Source organism: Shinella sp. G-2, assembly GCF_050172695.1.
Lineage (GTDB): Bacteria > Pseudomonadota > Alphaproteobacteria > Rhizobiales > Rhizobiaceae > Shinella.
Genome location: NZ_JBBEYH010000020.1, coordinates 35,670 through 62,250, shown reverse-complemented (window position 1 = coordinate 62,250; position 26,581 = coordinate 35,670). Strand labels below are relative to the sequence as shown.

Annotated in this window: 24 protein-coding genes and 2 pseudogenes; 16 read left to right on the top strand and 10 right to left on the bottom strand. The window is 58.4% G+C overall.

Annotated features, from left to right (window positions below):
* Nucleotide 1 precedes the first annotated feature (1 nt).
* Complete coding sequence (locus V8U06_RS22375; RefSeq protein WP_427142564.1) at nucleotides 2–976, bottom strand: GlxA family transcriptional regulator; 975 nt, start codon at nucleotides 974–976, stop codon at nucleotides 2–4.
* A gap of 90 nt (nucleotides 977–1,066) precedes the next feature.
* Here V8U06_RS22375 and V8U06_RS22370 point away from each other — a divergent pair, with 90 nt between their 5' ends.
* The 8 genes and pseudogenes from V8U06_RS22370 to V8U06_RS22335 form a co-directional block, all read left to right on the top strand.
* A complete protein-coding gene (locus V8U06_RS22370) occupies nucleotides 1,067–2,317 on the top strand; it encodes a sarcosine oxidase subunit beta family protein (protein WP_427142563.1) in 1,251 nt (416 codons plus the stop codon).
* A 23-nt stretch (nucleotides 2,318–2,340) separates the two neighbouring features.
* Nucleotides 2,341–2,616 (top strand): sarcosine oxidase subunit delta, encoded by a 276-nt coding sequence (locus tag V8U06_RS22365; RefSeq protein WP_427142562.1) that lies wholly within the window; start codon nucleotides 2,341–2,343, stop codon nucleotides 2,614–2,616.
* Nucleotides 2,613–5,576 carry a sarcosine oxidase subunit alpha family protein gene (locus V8U06_RS22360; protein ID WP_427142561.1) on the top strand — a complete coding sequence of 988 codons (2,964 nt, stop codon included), beginning with the start codon at nucleotides 2,613–2,615 and terminating at the stop codon, nucleotides 5,574–5,576. The genes V8U06_RS22365 and V8U06_RS22360 overlap by 4 nt, the downstream gene beginning before the upstream one ends.
* A gap of 16 nt (nucleotides 5,577–5,592) precedes the next feature.
* Entirely contained in the window at nucleotides 5,593–6,120 is a 528-nt protein-coding gene (locus V8U06_RS22355) for a sarcosine oxidase subunit gamma family protein (protein ID WP_243016894.1), read from the top strand.
* A 29-nt stretch (nucleotides 6,121–6,149) separates the two neighbouring features.
* Nucleotides 6,150–7,046 (top strand): bifunctional methylenetetrahydrofolate dehydrogenase/methenyltetrahydrofolate cyclohydrolase FolD, encoded by an 897-nt coding sequence (gene folD, locus V8U06_RS22350; RefSeq protein ID WP_243016893.1) that lies wholly within the window; start codon nucleotides 6,150–6,152, stop codon nucleotides 7,044–7,046.
* 613 nt (nucleotides 7,047–7,659) lie between these two features.
* Nucleotides 7,660–8,118: an IS66-like element accessory protein TnpA gene (tnpA, locus tag V8U06_RS22345; protein ID WP_243016892.1), complete on the top strand. Its 459-nt coding sequence runs from the start codon at nucleotides 7,660–7,662 to the stop codon at nucleotides 8,116–8,118.
* Nucleotides 8,099–8,383: an IS66 family insertion sequence element accessory protein TnpB gene (gene tnpB, locus V8U06_RS22340; protein ID WP_243016891.1), complete on the top strand. Its 285-nt coding sequence runs from the start codon at nucleotides 8,099–8,101 to the stop codon at nucleotides 8,381–8,383. Before tnpA ends, tnpB begins: the two co-directional genes overlap by 20 nt.
* A 123-nt stretch (nucleotides 8,384–8,506) precedes the next feature.
* Nucleotides 8,507–9,352: pseudogene (locus tag V8U06_RS22335) on the top strand (transposase); the annotation flags it as partial.
* Between the two features lie 152 nt (nucleotides 9,353–9,504).
* Here V8U06_RS22335 and V8U06_RS22330 read toward each other — a convergent pair.
* Nucleotides 9,505–10,407, bottom strand: coding sequence for a VOC family protein (locus V8U06_RS22330; protein WP_427142560.1), 903 nt, complete (start codon nucleotides 10,405–10,407; stop codon nucleotides 9,505–9,507).
* 217 nt (nucleotides 10,408–10,624) lie between these two features.
* On the opposite strand from V8U06_RS22330, the gene V8U06_RS22325 reads away from it, so the two are divergent.
* Nucleotides 10,625–11,518: a LysR family transcriptional regulator gene (locus V8U06_RS22325; RefSeq protein ID WP_427142559.1), complete on the top strand. Its 894-nt coding sequence runs from the start codon at nucleotides 10,625–10,627 to the stop codon at nucleotides 11,516–11,518.
* 68 nt (nucleotides 11,519–11,586) lie between these two features.
* Here the strand turns inward: V8U06_RS22325 and V8U06_RS22320 are convergent, their stop codons facing one another.
* The 4 genes from V8U06_RS22320 to V8U06_RS22305 form a co-directional block, all read right to left on the bottom strand.
* Complete coding sequence (locus V8U06_RS22320; protein ID WP_427142558.1) at nucleotides 11,587–11,892, bottom strand: helix-turn-helix transcriptional regulator; 306 nt, start codon at nucleotides 11,890–11,892, stop codon at nucleotides 11,587–11,589.
* Between the two features lie 17 nt (nucleotides 11,893–11,909).
* Nucleotides 11,910–12,963, bottom strand: a protein-coding gene (locus V8U06_RS22315) for an IS630 family transposase (protein ID WP_427142557.1) whose coding sequence is annotated in 2 segments (ribosomal slippage) — nucleotides 11,910–12,471 and nucleotides 12,470–12,963 — 1,056 coding nt in all. Because the reading frame shifts where the segments join, the coding sequence is not laid out codon by codon here.
* A 459-nt stretch (nucleotides 12,964–13,422) separates the two neighbouring features.
* Complete coding sequence (locus V8U06_RS22310) at nucleotides 13,423–14,295, bottom strand: XdhC family protein (RefSeq protein WP_243016886.1); 873 nt, start codon at nucleotides 14,293–14,295, stop codon at nucleotides 13,423–13,425.
* Nucleotides 14,296–15,007: 712 nt separating this feature from the next.
* Complete coding sequence (locus V8U06_RS22305; protein WP_035209847.1) at nucleotides 15,008–15,922, bottom strand: LysR family transcriptional regulator; 915 nt, start codon at nucleotides 15,920–15,922, stop codon at nucleotides 15,008–15,010.
* A gap of 158 nt (nucleotides 15,923–16,080) precedes the next feature.
* Between V8U06_RS22305 and V8U06_RS22300 the strand changes: the two are divergent.
* The 4 genes and pseudogenes from V8U06_RS22300 to V8U06_RS22285 all read left to right on the top strand — a co-directional run bounded on the left by V8U06_RS22300 (nucleotide 16,081) and on the right by V8U06_RS22285 (nucleotide 18,724).
* Nucleotides 16,081–16,928: pseudogene (locus V8U06_RS22300) on the top strand (DODA-type extradiol aromatic ring-opening family dioxygenase).
* Nucleotides 16,925–17,305, top strand: coding sequence for a glutathione S-transferase N-terminal domain-containing protein (locus tag V8U06_RS22295; protein ID WP_024900007.1), 381 nt, complete (start codon nucleotides 16,925–16,927; stop codon nucleotides 17,303–17,305). The pseudogene V8U06_RS22300 and the gene V8U06_RS22295 overlap by 4 nt, the downstream one beginning before the upstream one ends.
* A 31-nt stretch (nucleotides 17,306–17,336) precedes the next feature.
* A complete protein-coding gene (locus V8U06_RS22290) occupies nucleotides 17,337–17,735 on the top strand; it encodes a DoxX family protein (protein ID WP_024900006.1) in 399 nt (132 codons plus the stop codon).
* An 86-nt stretch (nucleotides 17,736–17,821) separates the two neighbouring features.
* Nucleotides 17,822–18,724: an NADP-dependent oxidoreductase gene (locus V8U06_RS22285; protein WP_064334260.1), complete on the top strand. Its 903-nt coding sequence runs from the start codon at nucleotides 17,822–17,824 to the stop codon at nucleotides 18,722–18,724.
* Between the two features lie 162 nt (nucleotides 18,725–18,886).
* On the opposite strand, the gene V8U06_RS22280 is transcribed toward V8U06_RS22285, so the two are convergent.
* Nucleotides 18,887–19,555, bottom strand: coding sequence for a TetR/AcrR family transcriptional regulator (locus V8U06_RS22280; protein WP_427142556.1), 669 nt, complete (start codon nucleotides 19,553–19,555; stop codon nucleotides 18,887–18,889).
* 283 nt (nucleotides 19,556–19,838) lie between these two features.
* Here V8U06_RS22280 and V8U06_RS22275 point away from each other — a divergent pair, with 283 nt between their 5' ends.
* The 3 genes from V8U06_RS22275 to V8U06_RS22265 all read left to right on the top strand — a co-directional run bounded on the left by V8U06_RS22275 (nucleotide 19,839) and on the right by V8U06_RS22265 (nucleotide 23,064).
* Nucleotides 19,839–20,306, top strand: coding sequence for a (2Fe-2S)-binding protein (locus V8U06_RS22275; RefSeq protein WP_024900002.1), 468 nt, complete (start codon nucleotides 19,839–19,841; stop codon nucleotides 20,304–20,306).
* Nucleotides 20,303–22,552 (top strand): nicotine dehydrogenase subunit alpha NdhA, encoded by a 2,250-nt coding sequence (gene ndhA, locus V8U06_RS22270; RefSeq protein WP_084438676.1) that lies wholly within the window; start codon nucleotides 20,303–20,305, stop codon nucleotides 22,550–22,552. The genes V8U06_RS22275 and ndhA overlap by 4 nt, the downstream gene beginning before the upstream one ends.
* Nucleotides 22,553–22,632: 80 nt before the next feature.
* On the top strand, nucleotides 22,633–23,064 hold the full coding sequence (locus V8U06_RS22265; RefSeq protein WP_427142584.1) for a pseudoazurin: 432 nt from the start codon (nucleotides 22,633–22,635) through the stop codon (nucleotides 23,062–23,064).
* Nucleotides 23,065–23,170: 106 nt separating this feature from the next.
* Here V8U06_RS22265 and V8U06_RS22260 read toward each other — a convergent pair whose 3' ends face one another.
* The 3 genes from V8U06_RS22260 to V8U06_RS22250 all read right to left on the bottom strand — a co-directional run bounded on the left by V8U06_RS22260 (nucleotide 23,171) and on the right by V8U06_RS22250 (nucleotide 26,569).
* Nucleotides 23,171–24,484: a flavin monoamine oxidase family protein gene (locus V8U06_RS22260; RefSeq protein WP_064334256.1), complete on the bottom strand. Its 1,314-nt coding sequence runs from the start codon at nucleotides 24,482–24,484 to the stop codon at nucleotides 23,171–23,173.
* Nucleotides 24,485–24,513: 29 nt separating this feature from the next.
* On the bottom strand, nucleotides 24,514–25,911 hold the full coding sequence (locus V8U06_RS22255; protein ID WP_427142555.1) for an aldehyde dehydrogenase family protein: 1,398 nt from the start codon (nucleotides 25,909–25,911) through the stop codon (nucleotides 24,514–24,516).
* Nucleotides 25,912–26,194: 283 nt separating this feature from the next.
* Nucleotides 26,195–26,569, bottom strand: coding sequence for a Rid family hydrolase (locus tag V8U06_RS22250; RefSeq protein ID WP_427142554.1), 375 nt, complete (start codon nucleotides 26,567–26,569; stop codon nucleotides 26,195–26,197).
* Between the last annotated feature and the right edge of the window lie 12 nt (nucleotides 26,570–26,581).

Below are 26,581 nucleotides of genomic sequence, written 5' to 3'. Positions count from 1 at the left end.
CTCACTCGTAGGAAAATCTCGTGCGCAGCGCCGTCGGTGTCTGGCCAAACCGCGTCTTGAAGGCGGTCGACAGATGCGCGGCCCCCGAAAAACCCGTGGCGAAGGCGATTTCCGCCACGGAAAGCGGGCTTTGCTCCAGCAGGCGCCGGGCATGGTCGAGACGGATGTTGCGGTAGGTTTCCAGGAAGCCGCCCGCCATATGCTCGGCAAACAGGCGGTCGAGATGACGGACACTGACGCCGGCAAGCTTTGCCATGGCTGCACGATCGAGCGGCATTTCGATCGTCGCTTCCATTTTCTCCAGGACGGCCAGAAGCGCAGGATGGTGCGTGCCGAACCGTTCGGGCAGGGACCCGCGCTGCGGAGCGCCGGGTTCGGCCACCGCCGTATGCAGATACCAGTCGCTGACGCGCCGGGAAAAATGCGCGCCCATACGTTCGCTGATCATGGCGTGCATGAGATCGAGCGGCGCGACGCCGCCGGCGCAGGTGACACGGTCGCCGTCGATCACGTATCGGGCCTGGCGTGGTGCGAGGGCGGGAAAGGCCTCCTTCAACAGGCCGGCATGTTCCCAGTGGATGGTGAAGTCGCGGTTGTCGAGCAGGCCCGCAGCCGCAAGAACATAGGCGCCGCTCGATATGCCGCCGATGCGAACGCCTTTTCGCGCAAGGCGCCGCAGGACCGGATGGGCATCCTCGACGGTGCTCCAGTCCTTGGGATTACCGCCTGCGCAGACGAAGACCGTGTGGCAGGTTTCGCCGAGCGCGGTCAGTTCCGTGCATTCGACGGTCAGGCCTGAAGAACTCGCAACCGGTCTGCCATGAAGAGACAGGGGTAGCGCGCTGTAGAGATCGAGGCCGGCAATGAGATTTGCCGCCCGCAGGGGCTCCACGGCGGAGGCATAGGACATCAGGGCGAAATTCTGCACGAGCAGAAATCCGATCCTCTGGGTTTTTCTCGTGTCAAACGCAGTCATGGCCCAAATCTATATCATGGCGTCCTATTTTTGAAAGTCTGCCGTCTAAACGGCGACTAGGCTCGGACCTGTGATCGTCGAGGCCTGACCATGCGCTATTCTGCTTTATCCATTCTCCTGAACGGACTGACGGGCAATCGTTCCTGGCGCCCCGCCTGGCGCGACCCGCAACCCAAAGCCCGCTATGACGTCATCATCGTGGGCGGTGGTGGTCACGGTCTGGCAACGGCCTATTATCTTGCCAAGGAGTTCGGCATCACCAATGTCGCCGTGCTTGAAAAGGGCTATATCGGGTCCGGCAATGTCGGCCGCAACACGACGATCATCCGTTCGAACTACCTGCTCGAAGGCAACAATCCCTTCTATGAATTTTCGATGAAGCTCTGGGAGGGGCTGGAGCAGGATTTCAATTTCAACGCCATGGTGTCCCAGCGCGGTGTCGTCAATCTCTACCATTCCGACGCCCAGCGCGACGCCTATACACGGCGCGGCAACGCGATGCGCCTGCACGGGGTGGATGCCGAACTGCTCGACCGTGCGGCGATCAAGGCGATGCTGCCCTTCCTCGATTTCGACAATGCCCGCTTCCCGATCCAGGGCGGCCTGATCCAGCGCCGCGGCGGCACGGTGCGCCACGACGGCGTTGCCTGGGGCTATGCGCGCGGAGCCGATAGCCGCGGCGTCGATATCATCCAGAACTGCGAGGTGACGGGCATTCGCCGTGAGAACGGCCGCGTCACCGGCGTCGAGACGACGCGCGGCTTCATCGGTTGCGGCAAGCTCGGCCTTGCGGCGGCCGGCAATTCCTCGCGCGTCGCCCAGATGGCGGACATGAAGCTGCCGATCGAAAGCCATGTCCTGCAAGCATTCGTTTCTGAGGGGCTGAAGCCGTTCGTCGATTGCGTCGTGACCTTCGGTGCCGGCCATTTCTACGTTTCCCAGTCAGACAAGGGCGGGCTGGTCTTCGGCGGCGACATCGACGGCTACAATTCCTATGCCCAGCGCGGCAATCTCGCGACCGTCGAGCATGTCGCGGAAGCCGGAAAGGCGATGATCCCCGCGCTGTCGCGCATTCGCGTGCTGCGCTCCTGGGGCGGCATCATGGACATGTCGATGGACGGCACGCCGATCATCGACAAGACGCCGACCGACAATCTCTATCTGAATGCCGGCTGGTGCTACGGCGGCTTCAAGGCGACGCCTGCCTCCGGCTTCTGCTTTGCCCATCTCATCGCGAAAGACGTTTCGCACGCCACGACCCGGCAGATGCGTCTCGACCGGTTCGAGCGCGGCTATCTCATCGATGAGAAGGGCCAGGGCGCCCAGCCGAACCTTCACTAGTTTGCCCGACCAAGGACACCGAAATGGCCAGCCTCGTCACCTGCCCGCATTGCGGACCACGCCCGAAGGAAGAGTTCACCGTCAAGGGCGCCGCGTTGCCGCGCCCCGCCGCGGATGCGTCCCAGGAGGTCTGGTTCGATTTCGTCTATCTGCGTGACAACCCGCGCGGCGCCTATCGCGAATACTGGCATCACACATCCGGTTGCCGCCGCTGGCTGGTGATCGAGCGCGATACCGCAACCCATGAAATTTACACGACCAGTGACGCCGCCGGCCATCGCGGCGAGGTGATCCCATGACGCCCTTTCGTCTTTCTTCCGGCGGTCTCATCGACCGTTCCAGACCGCTTTCCTTCGCCTTCGACGGCAAGGCGCTGAGCGGATTTTCGGGTGACAGCCTCGCCTCGGCGCTGCTTGCAAACGGTCGTCTCCTTGTCGGCCGCAGCTTCAAGTATCATCGTCCGCGCGGCATCCTCACCGCGGGCAGCGCGGAGCCGAATGCGCTGATGACGATCGGCCGGGGTGGACGCACGGAGCCGAACACCCGGGCCACCATGCAAGAACTCTATGACGGCCTGGAAGCGAGTAGCCAAAACCGCTGGCCGTCGCTTGATTTCGACATCGGCGCCTTCAACAGCTTGTTGTCGCCCTTTCTCAGCGCGGGGTTCTACTACAAGACCTTCATGTGGCCGGCAGCTCTCTGGGAGAAGCTGTACGAGCCCTTCATCCGTCGCGCCGCCGGTCTTGGGCGGGCAAGCTACGAGGCGGATCCGGACGGCTATGAAAAGGCTTGGATTCACTGCGACCTTCTCGTCGTCGGCGCGGGAGCGGCCGGTCTTGCCGCTGCCCTTGCCGCCGGCCGCGCCGGTGCGCGGGTCATTCTCGTCGACGAGCATTCGCGTTGCGGCGGCGGCCTGTTGTCGGAAACGGTCCGTATCGGTGACGAAAGTGCGACGGAGTTCGTGGCGACGGCGCTGGCGGAGCTCGCCTCGCTGTCAAACGTCACAGTGATGCCGCGCACCACGGTTTTCGGCTGGTACGACGGCAACGTCTTCGGTGCCGTCGAACGCGTGCAGAAACATGTGCAGGCGCCTCTGGAGCGGCTTCCCGTCGAGCGGCTCTGGCGCATCGTCGCCAGGGAGGCGCTGCTGGCGACCGGTGCGGAGGAACGGCCTCTCGTCTTCGGCGGCAATGATATTCCCGGCGTGATGATGGCGGGCGCCATGCGCAGCTATCTCAACCGCTATGCTGTCGCGCCCGGAAGGAAGGTGGCGATCTTCACGACCAATGACAGCGGCTATGCGCTGGCGCGTGATCTCGAAGCCGTCGGCGCGAGCGATGTCGTCATCATCGACAGCAGGGCCGAAGGCGCTGGCTTCCGATATGCCGGCACGGCGAAGATCATCAAGGGCGCCGTGGTGTCGGATGCGCATGGCGGCAAGAGCCTGTCGTCGATTTCGGTCACGATCGCCGGACGCACGCAAAAGCTTGCCGTCGATGCCCTAGCGATGTCGGGCGGCTTCAACCCTGTCATCAGCCTTGCCTGCCATCGCGGCGGCAGGCCGGAATGGAACGCCTCATCGAGCGTTTTTCTGGCTCCGTCCAACCTCAAGGGCCTGACACTTACCGGCGCTGCCGCCAATATCGACGGGCTCGGCGCCTGCCTGCAGCATGGTTTCGCCAAGGGCGCCGAGCGCGCCGAGGCTCTTGGCTACAGCGCGAAGCGCACGACCGTTCCGGCCGTGGCCGACGATCCGAGCGCAGTCGCCAAGCCGCTCTGGTCAATTCCCGGCGTGCGCGGCAAGGCCTTCGTCGATTATCAGAACGACGTGCATCGCAAGGATCTCGGGCTTGCCGTTCGCGAAGGTTACGGTCACGTGGAACTTGCCAAGCGCTACACGACGAACGGCATGGCGACGGACCAGGGCAAGCTGTCGAATGTCAATGCGATCGCGCTTCTGGCCCAAGCGCGCGGCGTATCACCCGCAGAAGTAGGGACGACGACCTTCCGCCCCTTCTACACGCCTGTCTCGTTCGGCGCGCTGACCGGGCCTTCGCACGGCAAGCATTTCCAGCCGGTGCGCAAGTCGCCGCTGCATGGCTGGGCAAGCCGGAACGGCGCGACATTCGTCGAGACCGGCCTGTGGTATCGCTCGTCGTGGTTCCCGCGCGATGGCGAGACGACCTGGCGCGAAAGCGTCGACCGGGAAGTCCTGAACGTCCGCAAGAATGCCGGCATCTGCGACGTCTCGATGCTCGGCAAGATCGAGATCACCGGCAAGGATGCCGCTGAATTCCTCAACCGCGTCTATTGCAATGCCTTCCTCAAGCTGCCCGTCGGCAAGGCGCGTTATGGCCTCATGCTGCGCGAAGATGGCATGATCTATGACGACGGCACGACCAGCCGCCTGGAGGAAAACCGATACTTCATGACGACGACGACGGCCTATGCCGCCGGCGTGATGAACCATCTGGAGTTCTGTGCGCAGGCTCTCTGGCCCGATCTCGACGTGCGCCTCGCCTCCGTCACCGACCAGTGGGCGCAGATGGCCGTTGCCGGCCCGAAGTCGCGGCAGATCCTGCAGGCGATCGTCGATACGGATATTTCCAACGAGGCCTTCCCGTTCTTGGGCGCGGCCGAGGTTTCGCTTTTCGGCGGGCAGCTACGCGGACGGCTGTTCCGCATCTCCTTTTCCGGCGAGCTCGCCTATGAGCTGGCGGTGCCGGCGGGCTACGGCGACAGCGTTGCCGACGCCATTATGCAGGCAGGCGCCGCACACGGCATCCAGCCTTACGGCGTCGAGTCGCTCTCGGTGCTGCGCATCGAGAAGGGTCATGTCACCCACAACGAGATCAACGGCACGGTGGTGCCGAAGGACCTCGGCTTCGCGCGCATGGTCTCGGCCGCCAAGGCCGACTTCATCGGCAAGCGGATGCTGGAGCGGGAGGGCCTGCATGCGCCGGACCGGCCGCAGCTCGTCGGTATCGTGCCGCTCGATCCCGCGGCGGGCTTCCGCACTGGTTCCCACATCCTTGCCAAGAATGCCGCGCCCACGCTGGAAAACGACCAAGGCTATGTCACCTCGACCTGCTATTCACCGCATGTCGGTTCTACCATCGGCCTTGCGCTGGTGCGCCGCGGGCCGGAACGGCATGGCGAGGAAATTATGATCTGGAACGGCCTGCGCGGCGAGTTCACGCCCGGCCGGATCTGCGATCCGGTGTCCTTCGATGCCGCCAATGAAAAGCTTCACGCCTGATTGAGGGAGGATTTGGATGTCAGCCTATCGTGTCACGCAGCGCGCCGCCCTGGCCGATTGCAAGCCCGTTCTGCGCACCGGTGTCAGTCTGGAAGCCCTTCCCGAGGGCACGGTCCTGCATCTCCTCGCGCGTCCCGATACCGGCTCGCCGGAGATTATCGGCGATGCTTCACTCTCCGGCCTGTCGCTTCGCTCCGTCTCGGTCGGCCAATGGTTCGCCGTGGGTGCGACGGCTCTGCCTTATGCGGATCTCGATGCAATCGCGGAAAAGCTGAGGCCGGTGGCGGATGTCATCGACCAGAGCCATGGGCGCGTGCGCATCCTCGTGCGCGGGCCCCAGGCCGCCCATGTCCTCGCCAAGGGTACGGCCATCGATCTGTCGAACGCCGCGTTCCCCGTCGGGCAGTCGGCCACGGCGCTCATTGGCCATATCGCTGCCCATGTCACGCGAATGGAGGATGATGGTTTCGAGCTTCTCGTTCTGCGTGGTTTTGCAGAAAGTCTATGGGACGATCTCGTGCGCATGAGCCTCGAATTCAGCTAAGCGAGATGTCAGCGAAGGATATACATCGGATGCCAGTTATCGATGGGAAGCAGGTTGCCGCTTCCGTGATTGACGCTGTGAAGGCCGCGACGGTGACCCTGGAGAACGAGGCCGGCGTCAAGCCCGGTCTCGCCGTCGTCATCGTCGGCGATGATCCGGCAAGCCACGCCTATGTCGGCGCCAAGAGCCGCATGTCGAAGGAATGCGGTTTCAACTCCATCCAGCATACGCTGCCGGAACATACGACGCAGGAAGAGTTGGCCGCGCTCGTGGAGACGCTGAACACCGACGAGACCATCCACGGCATCCTCGTCCAGCTGCCGCTGCCCAGGCATTTGAATTCGGATCCGATCATTCAGTCGATCAAGCCGGAAAAGGATGTCGACGGCCTGCATGTCGTCAATGCCGGCAAGGTCGCGACCGGCGATCTCGATGGCGGTCTCGTCTCCTGCACGCCGGCCGGCGCGATGATCCTCGTGCGCCGCACCCATGGCGAGGACCTGTCCGGTCTCAATGCGGTGGTGATCGGCCGCTCCAACCTGTTCGGCAAGCCGATGTCGGCTCTGCTGCTTGCCGCCAATGCGACTGTCACGACCGCTCATTCGCGCACCAAGGACCTTGCCGGCGTCTGCCGCAATGCCGATATCCTGGTTGCCGCCGTCGGTCGCCCGGAAATGGTCAAGGCGGATTGGGTAAAGCCAGCAGCCACCGTCATCGATGTCGGCATCAACCGCATCCCGGCTTCGGAAAAGGGCGAGGGGAAGTCGCGCCTCGTCGGCGACGTCGCCTATGACGAGGTTGCCAAAGTTGCCGGCGTCATCACGCCGGTTCCGGGCGGCGTCGGACCGATGACCATTGCCATGCTGATGGCCAATACGGTCATCGCGGCCTGTCGCAAAGCCGGCCAGACGCCGCCGAAGTTCTGATTGCGTCTCACAGTGGACATGTCTCGTCGCGCAGCGACGATTGTCCTCGGTTCGGGTACGGGAACTGTCGGCAGCGGCAGCGTTTTCCCGGATTAGTCAAGGAGGCCACAGAAAAATCATGGAACGAGTGCTCGCAGCCGAATCGACTTGTGATTGCGGCGTTGCGTGGACTTTTCTCTGACGGCTCCGGGTTTGCGATCAATACCCTCCGGCATCCGTCAAACTTTGCGCGAAGCTTCTCCTGAACGAATGTCGATCGTCTCCTGTTTAGCTTGCAGCTCGACGATGCGGAGGCCCCGAGGTTCTGATCGAGCTTGGAAGGCGTGAGCTCGATCCGCGTTCCTTCGCTTAACAGCGTCGGCATCCGAATTGATCATTTCGCGGCTCAATGGCCGGCCTGCCGGTTTCCACTGTCAACGCTTCGACGCACACCTCGCGATGTGCCCCGCATGACTCGGGGTCAGAGTGATTCGCCACTTCTTCTCCGTATTGAACCTTCATCAACTATCTTTCATCGGCTTTGCAGCCGCACTAAGCGCTCATTTCCATGCGCCTTTTCTCGTTGATGCCTCTGCCGCATGAAGTGTCCATTAAAAATAGGTGGACACCAAATATGAGTGACGAAGAGCAGAAACTGCGTGTGCGGCATGTGGGGCGCGATGGTCGACGCCGCTACGATCCAGGATCAAAGGCGCGGCTTGTTGCGGCCTGCCTTGAACCTGGTGTGTCGATATCCGGCCTTGCGCTTACGCATGGGATCAATGCCAACCTACTGCGCAAGTGTGTCAAGGAGGCCAGGGAGTCTGGCTCCCTGGCTGTATCTCCACGCTCGGCGTTTATCCCGGTCGTGGCAGTAGACGGCAGCCTGCCTGTCGGGACCTGCTCGCTGGATATGTCGGTCACGTGTGATGAAGAACAACGAGCATCACTGGAGAAGACGGGCCATCCGTCAGGTTTATCCGAAATCAGCGCATTGCTGCCAAACGGCGTGAAGCTTTCGCTGGAATGCAGAGATGTGGATGGGTTGACGGCTGTCATTGGAGCATTGGGCCATGTTCAGACTGGACGCTGATCTCAAGGTCTACCTGCACCGCGAACCGATCGACTTCCGCGCCGGCATCAACAGCCTTGCGGTCCTAGTGCAGGAGACGATGGAGCTCGACCCGTTTGCGCCTGCGGTCTTTGCCTTTTGCAATCGCCGCCGTGACCGGCTGAAGCTCCTGTTCTTCGATCGGTCCGGTTTTGTGATGGTCCTGAAGCGATTGACCGAAGATCGGTTCAGATGGCCATGCCGGGAGACGGCGGTGGTGACGCTTTCGACTGAGCAGCTTCACTGAATTCTCGACGGCATCGATATCGACGCCATGGTGCGCAACCCTGTGCGGCAATATCAGATCGCCGGCTGACGACTCTGAACTTCTGCGGTTGACGCGGTGGTGCGGTTCAGATTCAAGAATCCGATGAATCGAACCGGCGAACCAAGCGTTGCAGAACTGATGGCGCAGTTGGCGGCAAATGCTGCCGAAATCGCCGCGCTGAAAGCTGAGGAAGAAGCGCTCAGCGCCCGCGTGGTCAAGCTCGAGGAAGAGTTGGAGCTGGCGCGGCTGCATCGTTTTGCGCCGAAGAGCGAAAAGCATGTTCTTCGATGAAGCCGAGCAGGTTGCCGATGAAGACGACGCCAGCGGAGAAGATGGCGAGGTCTCGACCTGCCGGAAACCGGTTTTGCGACGATCGAGAAACCGGAGGGCAAGAAGCGTGGCCGCAAGCCCCTGCCGGAACACCTGCCGCGCGAGCGTGTCGAGTATGACCTTGCCGACGACCAGAAGGCCTGCCCTTGCTGCCGTCATCAGATGCATCGCATGGGTGAGGCCGTCACCGAGCAGCTCCATATCGAGGTGAAGGCCAAGGTCCTGCAAAATGTGCGGTTCAAGTACGCCTGCCGCCATTGCGACCGGACCGGCATCAACACGCCTGTCGTTCTCGCGCCAATGCCCGCGCAGCCCTTGCCGGGCAGCATCGCCACGGCCTCGACGCTGGCATTTGCACTGGTCCACAAATATGTCGATGGCACACCGCCCTACCGTCTGGCGCAGGCCTTCGAGCGCGCCGGCGTTCCTGTCAGCCGTGGTGCTCTGGGTCACTGGGTGATCGGCTCGAGCGAGAGGCATCACTCTCGCATCTATGACGCGCTGAAACGGCGGCTCAGATCGCAACCGCTGATCCATGGTGACGAGACGACGGTCCAGGTGCTGAAGGAAAAGGACAGGGGGGCCACCAGCACATCCTTCATGTGTTGGGGTGGACGGCCCCGAACGGCATCGAAATGTGCCAGAGTGAGGTTGTTAAGATCTCAAACGAAGGGAGCCGCCCATGGACAAGACTAAACGCAACTATTTTAGAAGTTGTAGCGGTTCGGCTCGGCGGCCAATCCCCTCTATCCGTCGGCACCTTCGCGTTTTCAGCCTTCGACCACTTGGCATTGAGGCGCATCTGCTCCTTCCTTACTCTTCAGAACGATCGTAGTGTCCCAGGGATCGCGCAGCGAAAGAGTGCTCTCGTTCCATTCGACGTAGATTCCTGAGGCTTCTGCCCGCTCGGCGATCCGTGGGAGTTCTTGTTTGTGCCGCACAATGATCTCGAAGGTTTCCAGACCTGTCATTTTCTGACGATGCCCTGCAAAGGATTGCCCGCCCCAGTTGTTGCAGGCAACTTGATGGTGGTAGCCACCCCGCGCGAAGAAGGATGCTCCCTGGAGTTGCAATGACACTTCAAAGCCAAGAACCTTGCCGAAAAAATGCTCGGCTTTGCCTGTTTGATCCACCCGAAGATGGACATGGCCGATAACGCTGCCCGAAGGCAGCCCCTGCCAGGAAGTCAGATTGGCTGCAGCCAATAGATCATTGATGTCGAGAGGAGTACTGGTCGTCAGGATCGTGCCATCCTGCGCCTGCCAATGCGCCATCGGGCGGTCAGCATAAATTTCAATGCCATTGCCCTCCGGGTCGGCAAGATAGATCGCCTCGTGCGTGTGGTGGTCCGAGGTGCCCTGCAGCGGCACCCGCTTTTCAATCGCATGAAGAAGCCATCGTGCAAGATCCCTGCTGCTCGGCAGAGCGAAAGCGACATGGTAAAGACGGGCGTTTCGTTGATCATGGGGAGCAAGGCTAGGGTCACCGGAAAGCCTGAGGAGTGCGAAGCCGTCCACGCCTAGGAGGGCTTGGCCCGGTCCGGTCGACAACACTTCAAGCCCGAGTGCCTCCTGATAGAAGGTTGAGACGAGTGGTAGATTTCGCACTTTAAGTGTAACCAGACCTATTTGAATGGGAGCAGTGTTGTGATCGAAGTAGTCGGTGCTGGCCATAGTTGCTACTGTCTCCTTTTTCCCGGGGCCGCCTGCATGGCCCCGCGCTTACGATCGTATTGGCGAGACTTCTGGCGCGGCGCGTGCAGCTTTGGGAAACGACATATAACTGTGAATACCCTTCAAAAAAATGAGTTAAATTTCGAGCATCTAGTTCAAAAAATTGGAATGACATGCACAAAAATAGCTTCACCACTCGGCGAGAGGGATAGTCACCATGGACGCCCTGACGATCGATCAATTCACGGTCTTCGTGACAGTTGTCGAGAAAGGCAGTTTCGCCGCCGCCGCACGACAGTTGTCCCGGGCGCAATCGGCGATCACCTACGCTATACAGAAGCTTGAGGAGCAAAGCGGGCTTGCACTCTTTGACCGGTCAACATACCGCCCAACGTTGACTGAGGCCGGAATTGCTTTGCTCCCCAGAGCTAGGCGCATCCTGCACGACATTGCGGACTGGCGCCAGCATGCCCACGGTATCGCTCAGGGGTTGGAGGCAGAAATCTCGCTCGTCATGGTACCTTACGCGACGGAGGTTCCTGTCGGCCGGATCCTTGGTGCGTTCAACACGCGCTTCCCGCGCGTTTGCGTCCATCTATCGACGGTCTCCTTTTCCGTTGCCATCGAAGCTCTATGCCAAGGTAGCGCCGATATCGGACTACTGACTGAGCATGAACCACTATCGAAGGAGTTGCAGCGGCATCAATGCGGATGGGTCGACCTTATTGCGGTTGCAGCACCCGGCCATCCACTAGGCAAGATCAGAGGAAAGTTGAATGCGGCGATGTTGCTTGACTGCACACAACTGGTATTGGGCACCGCGCTTGGAACGGATAAGGGGCGCGACTACGGGGTTCACGCGGTCAATCACTGGCGCGTTAGCGATGTTCAAACGAAGCACAGACTGATCTTGGAAGGGGTCGGATGGGGATCTATGCCGAAGTCTGTTGTCGTAGACGATATTGCCGCAGGTCGACTAGTGGAATTGGAACTTGACCGTTGGGAGGGATCCGCCAGAATGCCTGGCTTTCCCCTCGTCATTGCACATCAGAATGGCCGTGCACTCGGACCGGCGGGTCGGTGGCTCATTGAGCAGTTCTCCGCCCAATAGTGCAGCAAACCACTGTTGCGGCCCTGCGCGTTGCCGCGTTTGCACACTTCTCGCTAAGATGAAGCGGTTCAGTGATTCATTCCGTGAGCTCGTTTATAGGTTTCTGAGGGTAGTTCGCCATATCGGCTGCGATATTCGGCTGCCATGCGTCCCATGTGGAGGAACCCCCACCTTAAGCCAACCTCCTTCAGTTCCATGCCGGGTTGACCACCTTTGAGATCCTGATGCATGGCCTCAAGCCTCAGATATCGCAGATAGGCCATCGGCGTCGTCATTTTAAATTGCCGAAAGCCCATCTGAAGGGCCCTCTCACTCACTCCGCTTACGGCGGCAATTTTATCAAGCGTCAAAGGCTCCGCAATGTTGGCGATCATGAACTCGATCGCTCTCTTCACGTGCCGTGGCATGGCCGGTGTGATACGTCCAAGCCACGGTGAAAAGCGATGCGGCAGCGCCAGGCATCGCAGCAGTGATCGACGATGTCGTCGTATGATTTGAACACGCGGTTTGATAGCCAGTTGTCGCGCATGAAATGCCAGAGGTTTTCGACCGGGTTCAGCTCCGGCGATTTCGGCGGCAAAGGCAGAATGGTGATGTTTTCGGGCACGACGAGATTGTTGGACATGTGCCAGCCTGCCTGATCCATGATGAGGATCGCGTGCGCGTCGTCATCGACGTGACGGGCGATTTCGGCCAGATGCTGGGTCATTGCGTAGGTGTCGCACCATGGCATGACCAGCGCCGCCGCCTTGCCGAGCTTCGGGCAGATTGCGCCGAAGATGTAGGCCGACCTTGTGCGCTGATCGTGCGGTGCTGAAGGCCGTGTTCCACGCTTGGCCCAACGGCGCTCGATCTTGTTCTTCTGCCCGATACGGGCCTCATCCTCGAACCAAATCTCTATGCGTTTTCCTCGGGCCGCTCCAGCGGCAATCTCTGCCACTGCGGCAGGGAACTTTTTTAAAATCCTCAATGGCTTGAGGGTTTTGAGCGTGATGCTTGGGCCGGACAGCCAGCTTGCGATAGCCCATGGTCAGGACTTCACGGCTCAGCGTTTGCTCGCTCACCGAAACACGAAACTCTTCCCAAAGCCATTGCGCCAGATCGCACAGACGCCAGCGAACAACGCCGTCGAGATAGGGTGTTGGCCCACGCTCGATGGCCTGCGCCAAGGCCGCACGCTGCTGATCGTTCAACCGCGACTGCTGACCAGGAGCTTTGCCATTGATCAGGCCTTGGGGGCCGCGCTCGTTGAAGCGCATGACCCAGTCCCGGACAATCTGGAGCGTCACATTGCCGAGGCGGGCGGCATCGGAACGCGAGCCTCCATCGTAGATCAAGGCCAGTGCCAACAAACGTCGTGCCTGAGCTGCGTCCTTCGTCTGCCGCGCCAGTCGCTGCAGGTCGGCCCCAGCAAAATCCGCCCGTAACGAAATCCCTGATCGCATCGCAGACCTCCGGTTTGCACCAGAGATTCAGATTCACCGCGCTTTGGGAAGGCCAAAGAGTCGAGGTCAGCGAGGCGGCGTATTACTTCCTGATTGCAGGTCCTTTACTGCAACCGCCGCCGATAATGTAGGCGGTGCATACGAAGTTCCAGGGCATGAGGGCTTCGTTTTCGGATGCTGGCCAGACTTGAGCAATACAGGTCAGGGTCTGGGAGAGACGTCTACAAACCTGTTCTGCCGCCAAACCGGGCGGGGTGAGAATGGAAAGGCGAAACCGAGCGCGTATGGCACTGATCCCCCTTTGAAAACCAAAGCCACCTGAATCTTCAAAATCAACCAATTCGAGTCAGAACCAAATTTGCACGCCGGAGCACATTAAGGCAGGCGGTCCGATGCACTGACATAATCGGGCCACCTCAGAACAACGGGATATCTCGACGTCGAAACAGCGAAAGGTAGCTATTTATCCGCAATTATTTGTCTAGCCGCTATGTCTGCAAGGATGGAAAGAGCCAGTGAGTTTGCCTCTCTTGCTGGCCCAAACATTCCAATCGGTGCCCTGATGCGCTCGAGCTCGGAGTCTTCCACCCCGTCATCTCGCAGTCGTTCCAGACGTTTCTGGTGTGTACGGGCACTCCCTAGAGCACCGATATAAAATGCGCTAGATCTTAAAGCAACGCGGAGGATTGGACGTTCACGCTCGAGATCATGGTGAAGCAAGACAACGGCGGTGAAGTTGTCAAGCAAGCCTTCTAAGTCGCGGCCGGCATCAACAATGGAAACGACATCATAAGAGCATGCTGCTGCAATCCGAGAAAGTGTTTCAGCTTCGATCCCGTTTCCAGACAGGGCGATCCGGCGCGACGGGACGTACTTAACTAGAAAACTTTCTCCGTCCCACCCAGATATGGCCGGCGGATCGGCAACCGTGAGGGTCTGGGAGCCCGGAGAGTAACTGAGTGCTGTCGGAACCCTTTTTGTGAGGCGCTCCAGAGTGCATTGTATCTCGCCCATTCCTCGCAGGAGGTGAATCGCAACTTTGATGCCGCCACCGCACGGTAGTACGATGTCAAAGTAGGGCGAACCTTCGCCAAGCGTTATCATACGGTCCCGACCTTGTGATATAGCCAGCATTGCTTCAAAAGCGACCGCTGCTTCCACACAACCGCCCGATATGTAGCCGCAAAAGCGGCCGTCTGAGGCAACGGCGATCTGGGACCCTAGCGACCGGGCGGAACCACCGCGGATTTCGATAAGCGTTGCTAGAGCAACGTCTCCTTCTCGCAGCCAAGAAGCCGCCAATGAGAGGATTTCGGCTGGATCGTCGGTCATGACTGCTCTAGTCGGTGACGTTAAGGGCAATTCATTCGAAGTCGTGAGCATAATGGTCCCTTACAAAACCAAACAATTTAGGTTCGCGAATCGAGTGTGTGCGACCTGGCGCAGCGTCGAGGAAGTGGCAGCCGCTCCCCTTATCGCTACCGTCTTGCGAGCGAGCGGACGGCGTACTTCTGTTAGCGCCGCAAGTGCTTATCGTGGCAATCTACCGGCGGGAACCGAGAAGCCTGATGAATGACGGGCGCTCTTCTGCATTTATGACTGTTAGTTTCGGTAGTTGCATCCGCGTCAGGCCTGGCAATCGATTGCGCAGTCGGACATGCAGTCTACCACACGCCTATATTCTCGTTCGCTTGATGTCTCGCACGCTCAATGAGGGGACAATACACGTCCCAGCGTCCCGTTGAAACAAAATTAATCACAATAGGAATTGTTAATTCGATAGGACGCGCCGCAGCTTCGTGATGTGGAATTTTCAAGCAGAAAGGTGGGTGATCTACCAAAACGGTGATAACGAGCCACACAAATCGATCTTGACGCATCGATATTCGATGCCAGTCGTAGGTGTAGGTGCGCACTCGCGCTTGTGGCGTCGGTAGCAACCGAGGGAGAATCTAAGTGGCGATTAAGGATCGTCGGAAACTGCGTTAAGCGATTATGGGGGGCAAAATTCGGCGATTTCTGTATTTCTGTGAATTCGGATAGGCTAACTGCGTAAGGGTGTTTTTTCTAGTCCCTGCAAGTTCGCCGTCATAAAGTCGATGAAGGTGCGGACCTTTGCTGAAAGGTATTTTCGGCTTGGGTAGACGGCGTGAAGCGTGCTGCTGAAGCCAAGCGCAAATGGAAGCACCGTCTCCAGCCGGCCGGCGACAATATCCTCGTCCACCATCCATTTCGGCAGGAACACCAGACCCATTCCCCGAAGGGCCGCGAGGTACAGGACGGTCTCGTTGTCGCTCAGCATCACATTGCGGAACGTGACGTTCTGCCGGCCTTCGGGCCCTTCCAGCGACATGCTCTCGCCCAGGTTGACGCCGCTGTAGCGAAGCATCGCGTGGCCATTGAGTTCGGCGATACTTCGCGGCCGTCCCGTTCGCTTCAGGTAATCAGGCGAGGCCAGCAGGATGAACTCGACATCGGCCAGCGGGCGGGCGACGAGGCCGGGATCCAGCCGATCGCGCGTGGTTGCCCGCAAGGCTAGGTCGAAGCCTTCGTCCACCAGATTGACGATCCGGCCGCTTAGATCCACGTCCAGGCAGACGTCGGGATAACGCCGTTTATATTCTGCCAGCATATCGGCAAAGTAGGCGCTTGCCGTCCATACCGGCGCGCTCAGCTTGAGTGTGCCCCGGGGCGCCACCATGACATTGCCGATGGCCGCCTCCACCTCGTCCAACCCTTCGAGCATCTGCCTGGTCTGATTGAAGTAGAGCCGTCCAGTTTCCGTCAGGCTGACACGGCGGCTAGTTCGGTTGAGCAGGCGCGTCCCCAGCCGGCTTTCGAGCTGTATCACATGTTTGCTCGCCATAGCCGGCGAGATGCCGAGGCGAGTGGCGGAAGAAGTAAAGCTTTTCAGTTCCGCAACGGTGCAGAACACCCGCAGGCTCGTCAACGTATCCATCGATCATCAACATCCAGGAAATAGTTCTTCAATAAATGTCACATTGATCAACGACTGAGAAAAAATCAAACTCTTCCTCAACAGGCGTCGTCGGAGGCTCGCTTTTCCAACGGCGCCACGAGCCGCGGCATTCACGGTATGTTGTGAAGGATAATCCGGTGACCGATTCTCGACTCCCGACTTATTTCATCAGCCATGGCGGCGGTCCCTGGCCATACATGACAGGCGAGTTCCGCCGTATGTTCGACGTGCTGGAGAAGTCGCTAATCGACATGCGCGCCGAACTCGGCGACAAGCCGAAGGCGATCCTGGTAGTTTCGGGCCACTGGGAGCAAAAGGGCTTTGCCATTCCTCGGGCGTGGAGCCCGGCATGGTCTACGACTACCACGGCTTTCCGGAGCACCTCTATCACATCACCTACAAAGCCCCGGGCTCGCCGGACCTCGCCAATCGCGTACAGCGGTTGCTGCGCGCAAGGGCTATCGAAGCGGCGCTTGATCCGACGCGCGGCTACGATCACGGCACCTTCAGCATCATGAAGCCACTCTATCCGGACGAGGATGTTCCGGTGGTCCAGCTTTCGCTGGATGCGGGCTACGATCCGGCACTGCACATCAATGTCGGCCGGGCGCTCGCTCCCCTTCGTGATGAAGGCGTCCTGATTATCGGTAGCGGTCTCAGCTATCACAACCTGTCGGCCATGCGCGGCACCTGGGGATACGAACCGTCCCGCCGTTTCGACGCCTGGCTCCAGGAGACGCTGGTCAATTCGCCATCCGACAAGCGCACCGAGCGGCTGATCGAATGGGAGTTGGCGCCCGCTGCCCGCGCGGCTCATCCGCGCGAGGACCACCTCATCCCGCTGATGGTGGTGGTCGGCGCCGCCGAGGACGAACCGGGCGCCACCACCTATCACCAGAAAGACTTCGGAGGCGGGCTCACCGCATCGAGCTTCCGCTTCGGACACGCCCCCTCAGCCCCGCAATCAAATGGAGACGCGCAATGACCAGCGAAACCTTCAAACCGGTCATCTACCTCAAGGAAAACTGCCCCTTCTGCCTCAAGGTCCGCCTGTTCCTTCTGGAAACGGGACTGGCCTCGGAAGTCGAAAGCCGCAATTTCGTGCCCGGCACGGAGCAGGAGGAAACGATCCGGGCGGAGCTTCAATCGCATCTCGACAAGGTGAGCTTTCCCGCCGCCCAGCTTGAGCCCGGCCGCTACATCGCAGAATCCGACGACATCATTGAATTTTTTGCCGCCAAGACGGGCCGCGATCCGGCCGGCATGACGGTCTACCGGAACTACGTCGATGGCGTGTTCGCAATTTCGATGAGGCTCTGGAAGGAAAACATGGAGCTCAAGAAGGCGGCTTCCGCCGCCTAATCGCTGACAAAAACTTCTTTGGAGAACCTCAATGACCAATATCAGCAAATGGGCGCCTTACGCCCTCACGGCCCTGCGCATCATGGCGGCCCTTCTGTTCCTCGAGCACGCAACGATGAAGTTGCTTCAGTTTCCGGGTCCTGTACAGGGCGTATCCTATCCGCTTCCGACCATCATGATCATCGCCGGTGTCATCGAGGTGATCACCTCGATCCTGATGATCGTCGGCTATCAGACCCGCATCGCGGCATTCATTGCTTCGGGCACAATGGCCATCGCCTACTTCATGGTCCACACGCCCTATGGCTTCTGGCCGTCCCTGAATATGGGCGAGCCGGCGATCCTGTACTGTTTTATCTTCCTCTTCATCGCCGCGAATGGCGGTGGCGCGTGGACGCTCGACAGCGCTCGTCGTTCCGCCATGGCCTGAGACGGCCGCCATCCGGAAACGCAGGGGCTTGGCTGCCGTCGGGCGGCGGGTCCCTCGCGCACACGAAACGATAGATGGAGCCACAAATGAAAGCCGCACTTCTCAAATCCTACGGTGATGTCGATCAGTTCGAAATCGGGGATATTCCGACACCGGCCCCCGGACCCGGCGAAGTCCTGATCAAGATCGAGGCATCCGCCGTCAATCCGTTCGACCTTATTCTCCGCCAGGGCTACATGGCCCAATTCATTCCGCTTCAACTGCCGGCAGTGCTCGGCGGCGACGCCGCCGGCACCATCGCCGAACTTGGCGAAGGCGTGACCGGCTTCGTGGTCGGAGAGCGGGTTGTCGCCGACTTCGCGGCAAACGGCAAAGGGGCGCATGCAGAATTCGGAGTGGTTCCGGCCACATCCGTGGCGAAACTGCCGGCAGGCCTGAGTTTCGAGCAGGGTGCCTCGTTGGTGAAGGCAGGCCTTACCGGCCGGCAGACCGTCGAGGCGATCGACGTTAAGGCTGGAGACCGGGTCCTCGTTTCAGGCGGCCTTGGCACGGTCGGACGTTCCGCCATCCAATATCTCCAGGAGATCGGCGCAATGCCGGTTGCCGGCGTCAGGCCAGAACGGCTGCACGAAGGTCAGGAACTGGCTGGCGAGGTGCTCGATATCACGGTTCCCACCGCACGCCCGAGCTTCGACTATGCGATCAGCACCGCTGGCCCGGTGGCCGACCACCTCATCGGCAATGTTCGCGACGGCGGCAAGGTTGCGAGCATCGTTCCAGTACCCGAAGGCGCCAATGCCGGCAACAGGGTTACGATCTTTGAAATTTACCACCGCACCGACGCGGCCATGCTCGACACAGTGCTGGTCGCCGCCGTCAGCGGATCGCTGGTGATCCCGATTTCCAAGACCCTGACCTTGGATCAGATCGGTGCGGCCCATAACGCGGTGGCGGCAGGGGCTCGCGGAAAAGTCGTTCTCAGACACTGAGAAAGACCGACGCGGCTCCGCCTTGAATGCTCCCTCGATCCGCCAATTCTGGGCGGGTCGTTGGCGGGGGTGCCAGATCAACCTCTCGAAATGGGCCAGCCAGCCTATGCGGAGTGGCTAAGCACCCGCGTCAGTCCTCGATTGTAGCCTACGCCAATCAACTTAGCTGGCCGGCGCCCGTAACCCCGCAGAGAGGAAGGCGACGAGGTTCTCGAGCATAGCCTCCTTACTGAGCGATGAGACCTTTCCTTCTGTCAGGTCGCCGATACGGCCTAGGTCGTTCAGCATGAACATGTAGGTGCCTACTAGGAACGCCATGCGTACGCTCAAAAGATCACGCGGTATGCCAGGCATCGCGGTTTGGAGAGCGTCAATGTATCGTCGAACAGAGGCGTCATAAACCTCACGGCGTAGGCGGAGAGCGTGCTCCTCTTGCTCGGCATGCAGACGGGCTTGCAGGCGTACAAAAGAAGCGCCGTTCTCGTTGCTGTACTTCATGTCCCACTGGGGCTGCAGATAGGCCTTTACGATTGCCTCGACAGCTGGGCGCTCAGCCTCTTCCAGCAATTTGTCGAGCAGAACATGTCGGGTACCTGACAATATACCCCCGCGCCGCCGGAAAACTTCATCGAAAAGCGATTCCTTGTCTCCAAAATAATAGCGGATAAGCGCTTGATTTACCCCAGCATTCGCCGCTATTTCGCGCGTCTTCGCCCCAGAGTATCCCCGCTCCGCAAAAGCAATCTCGGCGTGGTCCAGGATAGTCTCTTTAAGGTCACCATCATGCGAGGGGCGGCCAGGCCGGCGGCGCTGGTGGGGTTGTTTGCGCATGCACATTCCGTGTTTTTAAAAGCCTGATTCCGTTTCATGGAAACACACATGACCACAGGCTTACGCACTTAATTTAGGCGAGTGTGGAATTATCCGGAATCGTTAATCCCGTCAATGTAGGGCCAAATGTCGAATTTTCGATGCCTATCTTCTTCACCATTCTATTCGTATCCGTCGCGCGTTTAGAGAGGAACCAAATGTATTTACTATTGTGAATAATTTTGGCAAACTGCCACAAAAGACGATCTGCGACAAACGGGACCACACTCCGGAGGTGAAAAAAATGAAAGTCGATTTTACTGTTAATGGCAGCGCGCGTTCGGTCGATGTCGATCCGGCTACGCCACTGCTTTGGGTCGTTCGCGACTACCTCAAGCTTAAGGGCACGAAGTTCGGCTGCGGCGTCGGCGAGTGCGGTGCATGCACCGTTCATCTCAACGGCGAGGCCGTAAGAAGCTGCATAACTACCGTCGAAAGTGTTGCGGGGGGATCGGTGACTTCGATCGAAGGATTGAGCGCTGATCATTCCCATCCGGTTCAACAGGCATGGATCAAGCATGCCGTGCCGCAATGCGGCTATTGCCAGTCCGGCATGATCATGGCCGTATCCGATATTTTGGCCAAGAACCCCTCGCCGACAGACGAGGACATCGATAGGGAGCTCACCAATATCTGTCGGTGTGGCACTTATCCTCGCATCCGCGCGGCCATTCATGCCGCTGCAGCTATGCTGAAAGGAGCAGCTCAATGAGCGTCTCTGTCAATCGTCGCGCATTTCTACTTGGCACGGGAGCACTTGCAGGGGCGGTGCTCTTCCCGATTACCCGCTCAGGCGCGCAGTCAAGTACCGCGCCAGCAACCGAAGGGGTGGAAATACTATCCTGGATCGTCATCAACCCGGACAACACAGTGACCTACACGGTTCCGCAAACCGAAGTAGGGCAAGGCGTAACGACGACAATTCCGCAGATGCTTGCCGAAGAGTTGGATGCAGACTGGGAAAAGATGTCTGTGGCATTTTACGATCCCGCCATTAGCAAGGCTCGCGGCACGCCCTACGTCTGGACCACGACACTTGGAAGTTTGTCCGCACATTATCTCTTTGCACCCTCGCGGCTCGCGGCAGCGCAAGTGCGGGCCATGCTCCTTGAAGCGGCCGCAGAACGCCTTTCGGTCCCGACGGAAGAGCTGACGACTGGTGGGAATCAAGTGCACCATGGCAAGAGCGGCCGCAGCGTAAATTATGCCGACGTTGCCGCAGCAGCGGTTAAGCTGACCCCTCCGTTAGCTGAGAAGGTCGTATACAAATCGGTTGCCGATCGACGCTTCATTGGCAAGCCGATATCCCCCTTAAGTACTGTGCCTGCAACACGCGGAGAGATTGTTTACGGCATTGATATTGATTTGCCAGGTATGCGCTACGCCGCCGTGCAGCAATCCCCTGTCTTTGGCGGTAAGTTGGTGCGGGTCGACGACGAGGCACTGAAGGACTTGCCTGGTAATCCTCAGATCGTCCAAATTAAAGGCGGATTTGTCGGCTACAATTCGCCTGTACCGGATGGAGAGGACCCCGATCTCTGGGCGGCGGCGGTAAATATTGATGATACGGTCGCCGTTGTCGCTGATAGCTGGTGGGAAGCCAAATCCGCGCTGGAGTCATTGGAGATTGAGTGGGATGGCGGATCCCATGCTGGTTTGACGTCAGATAAGTTGAAGACAGCGCTTTCCACGCAGGCAAGTGGTGAGTTGCCTGTCTTGGTTGAGACGGGTGACGTCGGCAAAAGGATCAAAGAAGCTAAGCTATCACTGAAAGCTGAATATGTTTTTCCTTTCATGGATCCCGCGCCCTTAGAGCCGCTTAACTGCACAGTACTAATTGAGAAATCCAAAGCGACCGTGTGGGCCGGGAGCCAATATGCCGACGATGCGCATCGAATTGCGACTGAACTGACGGGCTTGGCGCCGGAGAACGTAAAGTTCAACCTGATGCAGTGCGGCGGCGGTTTTGGCCGACGTGTCCAGAACGACTTCGTTTATCAGGCAGTTCAGATCGGCAAAGCAATGTCAGGAACGCCGGTGAAAGTGCTTTGGAGTCGAGAGGAATGCATCAAGCACAGCACTTATACACCGCTTACAGTCGTGAAATTCGCAGGTGCGCTCGACGAAGATGGAAACATCGACACCTGGTCGTGCCGGATCGCTAGCGCACAGGCGGCGTTACAGTCCTATGGTGGAACGCATTTTCCGTTCTTCTTCCCTAACATGCATATTGCCTACCAACGCGACAAGACTACACCCATTCCGTTCGGATGGATGAGGGGGGTGGGGTTGACGCAGCACTTGTGGATGAACTTCGGCTTTCTCAACGAACTGGCGGTATTGGCACATAAGGACTCCGTTGATTTGTATAGGGCGTTGCTCGACCCATCCCTCATCCCGAAGGACCTTGAGCAGTACGACATCGCAGTCGCACGCTCAAAGACTCTGCGTCGGGTCCTCGATGCGGCTGCCGAGAAAGCTGGCTGGGGTGGGCGCGCAAAGAATGGCTCGGGCCGAGGCATAGCGGTGAGCGACACCGCTTATTACCTTGGCTACGAGTCGTCCTCGAAGGCGGCGGTGGTGGACGTAACGATCAAGGACGCCTCCGTCCGTGTAGATAAGGTCGCGATTACCATCGACGCTGGCACTATCATCAATCCGGATATTGTAAGGCAGCAGCTTGAAGGATGCATCTCGTACGCCTTGACGAACGCCTTCTATAGCGAGATCACCTTGGAGAACGGCCAGGTGCAGCAGAACAATTTTTATGATTACCCGATCCTTCGCATCGCTCAGGTGCCGGAGATCGAAATAAATCTGCTGCCAAGCGAGGGCTCGCCGCAGAGCGTTGGGGAGGATGCCGTTCCAATCACGATTGCCGCCTTGGTTAACGCCATCGCTGACGCTGGCGGACCGAGGATTAGGTCCCTACCGATCAAGGAACTGTCGTTAGTATAGAAACTCGGCGCGCCGACAGTTAAGAGCCGTTGCCCAGCGGCTCTTACAATCATAAGGAAGAACTCTTGAATTTTCACACCATAGTATTTTCTGCAGCGTCTGCACTCCTGCTTCCTACTGTATTGTGGGCTGCAGATCACCAAGTGGAAATGACAAACAAAGCGGCCGACGGAACAGTCATGGCGTTTGAACCAAGGGTTCTACACGTCCAGCCCGGCGACACAGTCACATTTATCCTGAAAGATAAGGGGCACAACAGCGCCTCTATCAAGAATGCCATTCCTGATGGGGCAATGCCATGGAATGGCAAGATCAACAATCAGATTTCAGTTAAGATTGATGTCCCTGGCGTGTACGTCTACCAGTGCACCCCGCACTTTGCGATGGGCATGATCGGCGCGATCGTTGCCGGAGAGCCAGCAAATTTGGAAGAAGTTAAGTCGCTAAAGTTCAATGGTAAGGCAAAGAAAATCGTGGAGCAAATTATTGCCTCGATCGAGGCAGACAAATAAAGTTGCTTTGCAGAATGTGACACGTTAACGCAAGATGAAATAGGGACCTTCTAGAGTGGGGCCCTTATGCCTGGGCTCCGTCAAGCACGGAGCCCAGGCATAAATATTAAGCGGTCGCCTTCATAAAGTGCCGAATTTCCCGGCCGACTCGGATTCCGCTCTCTATCGCACCGTCAATATACTCATGCCATCCGTCCGCAGTGGCAGAGCCAGCAAAGAATAGACGGTTCTCCGGTTTTGCCATGTCCTTGTATCTAGAGAACCAACCTTTCCTCATGGCGGGGTAGCTCGTGCGGGCGTACTCATCCATTGCCCAATTATATGGTAGCGCTTCAAGTACCTCGACGTCGCCGTGGATTTTGCGTATTTCGGCAGCAATCGCGTCAAAATTCTCGAGGTTAATCAACGATTGCCGGCCAATCGTGATCTTGAGGATCGTCCCAAGTTCATCATCATATGCGTAAGTTTGCACAGCGTTGAATGGGTTAGGGTCATCACAGAAAGTGAATGTGTTACCAAGGTTCTGGCGTACATGGACGTAAAGCTCCGCACCGTCAGCCATCTCGGCGTGTTCGATAAATGCGCGCTTTTCGGGTGGTAGTGGTGGTTCGAAACGAACATCTGCGTAAACTTTGGTCGGTAAGGTAAGCACGCATGTGAGCGCGCGAAACACCCTCTTATCCGCAAGAGTCACCGTGACACCGTTGTCCGTCTGCGCGACAGCTTCCACAGGCACACCAAACTCAGAGTCTGCGCGGCAGTCATCGAAAATCGCTTGGCAAAGTGCATTTGTGCCGCCTTGCACGTGGTATCGCTTTTCTGAGTCAGTGAAGGTTATCGTGTCCCAAGAGGCAAGCGCGTGGAACTTAACAAAACTCGGGTAACTAAGTTCAGTGGTTGGGGCGCCGCCATAAAGCGTTAACTCCGCATTCATGGAGGCTAGCTGCAACTCGTTCAACCCAAGGGATTCGAGATGATCACGGGCAGACACGCCGTCAAGATTGGAGACCTCGTGATTGTCCAAAGGCGAATACGGCCGCGGGAACAACTCTCGTGAGCGGCTGCAGAACTTCTCGAACGCGGTGGTATACTCCTCGTCAAAAGTTGCAGGCGGCACATCGATTTTTTGGCCGTCCGCGAATACCATGTAAGCCTTATCCAGGTCCGCTAAGGGAGCTTCTTTAAATCCGAAGCCGTAGCGCTGCATCTCAGCGAAAACGTGCGGTTGGCACCAATGCACGCCGGCACCGCCTATCTCGACGGGACGACCCAGGAAATTTACGACGTGCGTTCTGCCGCCAAGTCTGTGACGGGCTTCGATAATCAGCACCGACCTGCCCTGTGCCGACAGTTCCCGTGCCGCAACTAGACCGGAAAACCCGGCACCTACGACGATTGCATCATATATCTTTTCTGTCATGTGCTTTCTCCTGCGTCGACTTTTATGAGTTAAGCTGCGTTGAGGATTTGTACGCGTGTGAATTCGTGAAAACCCTCCGGCCCGGCTTCCAGTCCAATTCCGGACTCCTTAGCTCCGGGAAAGGGAATATCCGGAGCGAGTGCCTGGTGTTGGTTGATCCAAACATTTCCCGATTCTAATCTCATGGCGAGTGCGCGCGCGCGCGTAAGATTGCTGGTCCAAATCGACGCACCGAGACCAAATGGACTCGCGTTGGCGCGGCTGATGGCGTCGTCATCATCGGTGAAGGAAATCAGCGGCGCCACTGGTCCGAATTGCTCCTCGTCCACCAGCCGCGAGCCGTCCGTAATGTCGCGAACGACCGTCGGCTCAATGAAGTATCCTGGTCTGTTGGCTACCCGTCCGCCAGCGATGATGATGCCATCTTTTTCCGCAATGGTGAGATACTCTTTGACTTTCTCGAACTGCTCGAGGTTCTGGAGAGGGCCAAGGTTGACGTCCTCGTCCAGGCCGCAGCCAAGTTTCAGCTTTTGCACAGCGATTGCGTACTTCGCGGCAAATTCATCATAAATCGAGCCTGCAACATATATGCGCTTGGCCGCGACGCAGACTTGGCCGGCATTAAGAAATGCCGCGGAGACCAACCCGGGGATGACTTGATCAATGTCTACATCGTCCAGGACAATTGCTGCATCGTTCCCACCGAGTTCGAGTGTTACCCGTTTTAGCGTGCCGGCAGCGCTAGCCATCACCTTTTTGCCCGTTGCTGTAGAGCCTGTGAACGAGATCTTTGCAACATCCGGGTGGTCGGTGAGTCTTGCGCCGAGATCGTTTCGATCGGAGATTACGTTGAAGACGCCGGGCGGAAAAATACCTTCGGCAAGTCGCCCCAGCTCTAGCGAGGTTAGCGGCGTCGTCGGCGCAGGTTTCAAAATCACGGTGTTTCCGGTGATCAGGGCGGCACCGAACTTATTGCTGGCGAGAAGCATCGGAAAATTCCACGGCGTAACGCAAGCGATCACACCCAACGGAACGCGGTGCAGTTCATATTTGCCCCGCGTATGGCTGCGTATTTCCGGTGAGGTCTCGTACGTTGCGAAATAGCGGATGCCGCGGATCGTCGCGCCGACCTCATACGTCGCCTCCGCCAGAGGTTTACCTTGCTCACGCGTAAGAAGCCGCGCAAAGTAGTCGACCTCCTGCTCTAGCCTGTCCGCCAGTAGAAGTAAGCAGGCGCGGCGGGTCTCTAACGATGTTGCGGCCCAATCAGGAAAGGCGTTCCTTGCTGATCTCACAGCCTCTTCGAGTTGTGTGGTGCTGGCGTAGGGTGCTGTCGCAAACATTTCGGCAGTGGACGGGTCGATGACCGGCATTTCTCCGGTACCCGGCACTAGACGGCCGTTTATTAGCATGTTGAAGTTTGTCACCTTTCTTTCCTCCTATTGGACTTTTTGGCGGGCTTATAGATGGGCAGGCGTACCGATCAGCTGGAGCAAGCCCGTTTTGACGAGACTGCATCTCGAAAGACTTTGATCTATTGGCAGCCCTTTGCAGGTACGCACCAAAATGGAGCTGAATTAGTCGCCGCTAACTTGGACGACACTGGCGGCTCGTGATCTTGTTTCTAGCGGACTGCGGCCAGAGCATTGACAAAACTGATCGCTGGCGTCCGATGGGCCGGGCGCTCCTCGGGGCTAACGCGCTGCTAGTTCATGGCTCGCGCGACCGTGGCAGGTATGCGACGGCTGTGGTCTCCACACGAATTGCTGGGCTTATAAAACCGACCACCTGCATGCCAACAACCGAGGGGCCTTGTTGCCCATAGAATGCTTGCCGATGGGGAAAGAGCTGTTCAGTATATTCTTTCGCGCCAACATTGTAAAATATTACTTCACTTACGATATCCTGAGGCGTCCCACCAAATTCTCGCAGCACTTCTCCGAGTATCTCATATATACGTTTCATCTGAGAACCGGCGTCCTCGGCAAATAGTTCATTCCCTGCGTTATCGGTGGCTGTCAAACCGCCGATGAATACATAGTCGCCCGCCCTTACGGCAAGGGACATGCTATAACCGTTCTCCATCTCGGGTATTCT

Excerpts from the sequence above, each read along its gene's own strand:
- V8U06_RS22375 (WP_427142564.1), bottom strand. The coding sequence starts at position 976 with ATGACTGCGTTTGACACGAGAAAAACCCAGAGGATCGGATTTCTGCTC.
- V8U06_RS22305 (WP_035209847.1), bottom strand. The coding sequence starts at position 15,922 with ATGGATACGTTGACGAGCCTGCGGGTGTTCTGCACCGTTGCGGAACTG.
- V8U06_RS22260 (WP_064334256.1), bottom strand. The coding sequence starts at position 24,484 with ATGACAGAAAAGATATATGATGCAATCGTCGTAGGTGCCGGGTTTTCC.
- V8U06_RS22275 (WP_024900002.1), top strand. The coding sequence starts at position 19,839 with ATGAAAGTCGATTTTACTGTTAATGGCAGCGCGCGTTCGGTCGATGTC.
- V8U06_RS22330 (WP_427142560.1), bottom strand. The coding sequence starts at position 10,407 with ATGGCCAGCACCGACTACTTCGATCACAACACTGCTCCCATTCAAATA.
- V8U06_RS22370 (WP_427142563.1), top strand. The coding sequence starts at position 1,067 with ATGCGCTATTCTGCTTTATCCATTCTCCTGAACGGACTGACGGGCAAT.
- V8U06_RS22295 (WP_024900007.1), top strand. The coding sequence starts at position 16,925 with ATGACCAGCGAAACCTTCAAACCGGTCATCTACCTCAAGGAAAACTGC.
- V8U06_RS22280 (WP_427142556.1), bottom strand. The coding sequence starts at position 19,555 with ATGCGCAAACAACCCCACCAGCGCCGCCGGCCTGGCCGCCCCTCGCAT.
- V8U06_RS22360 (WP_427142561.1), top strand. The coding sequence starts at position 2,613 with ATGACGCCCTTTCGTCTTTCTTCCGGCGGTCTCATCGACCGTTCCAGA.
- V8U06_RS22365 (WP_427142562.1), top strand. The coding sequence starts at position 2,341 with ATGGCCAGCCTCGTCACCTGCCCGCATTGCGGACCACGCCCGAAGGAA.
- V8U06_RS22290 (WP_024900006.1), top strand. The coding sequence starts at position 17,337 with ATGACCAATATCAGCAAATGGGCGCCTTACGCCCTCACGGCCCTGCGC.
- V8U06_RS22310 (WP_243016886.1), bottom strand. The coding sequence starts at position 14,295 with ATGACCGACGATCCAGCCGAAATCCTCTCATTGGCGGCTTCTTGGCTG.
- tnpB (WP_243016891.1), top strand. The coding sequence starts at position 8,099 with ATGTTCAGACTGGACGCTGATCTCAAGGTCTACCTGCACCGCGAACCG.
- ndhA (WP_084438676.1), top strand. The coding sequence starts at position 20,303 with ATGAGCGTCTCTGTCAATCGTCGCGCATTTCTACTTGGCACGGGAGCA.
- V8U06_RS22325 (WP_427142559.1), top strand. The coding sequence starts at position 10,625 with ATGGACGCCCTGACGATCGATCAATTCACGGTCTTCGTGACAGTTGTC.
- V8U06_RS22320 (WP_427142558.1), bottom strand. The coding sequence starts at position 11,892 with ATGATCGCCAACATTGCGGAGCCTTTGACGCTTGATAAAATTGCCGCC.
- tnpA (WP_243016892.1), top strand. The coding sequence starts at position 7,660 with ATGAGTGACGAAGAGCAGAAACTGCGTGTGCGGCATGTGGGGCGCGAT.
- V8U06_RS22285 (WP_064334260.1), top strand. The coding sequence starts at position 17,822 with ATGAAAGCCGCACTTCTCAAATCCTACGGTGATGTCGATCAGTTCGAA.
- folD (WP_243016893.1), top strand. The coding sequence starts at position 6,150 with ATGCCAGTTATCGATGGGAAGCAGGTTGCCGCTTCCGTGATTGACGCT.
- V8U06_RS22250 (WP_427142554.1), bottom strand. The coding sequence starts at position 26,569 with ATGGAGAACGGTTATAGCATGTCCCTTGCCGTAAGGGCGGGCGACTAT.
- V8U06_RS22355 (WP_243016894.1), top strand. The coding sequence starts at position 5,593 with ATGTCAGCCTATCGTGTCACGCAGCGCGCCGCCCTGGCCGATTGCAAG.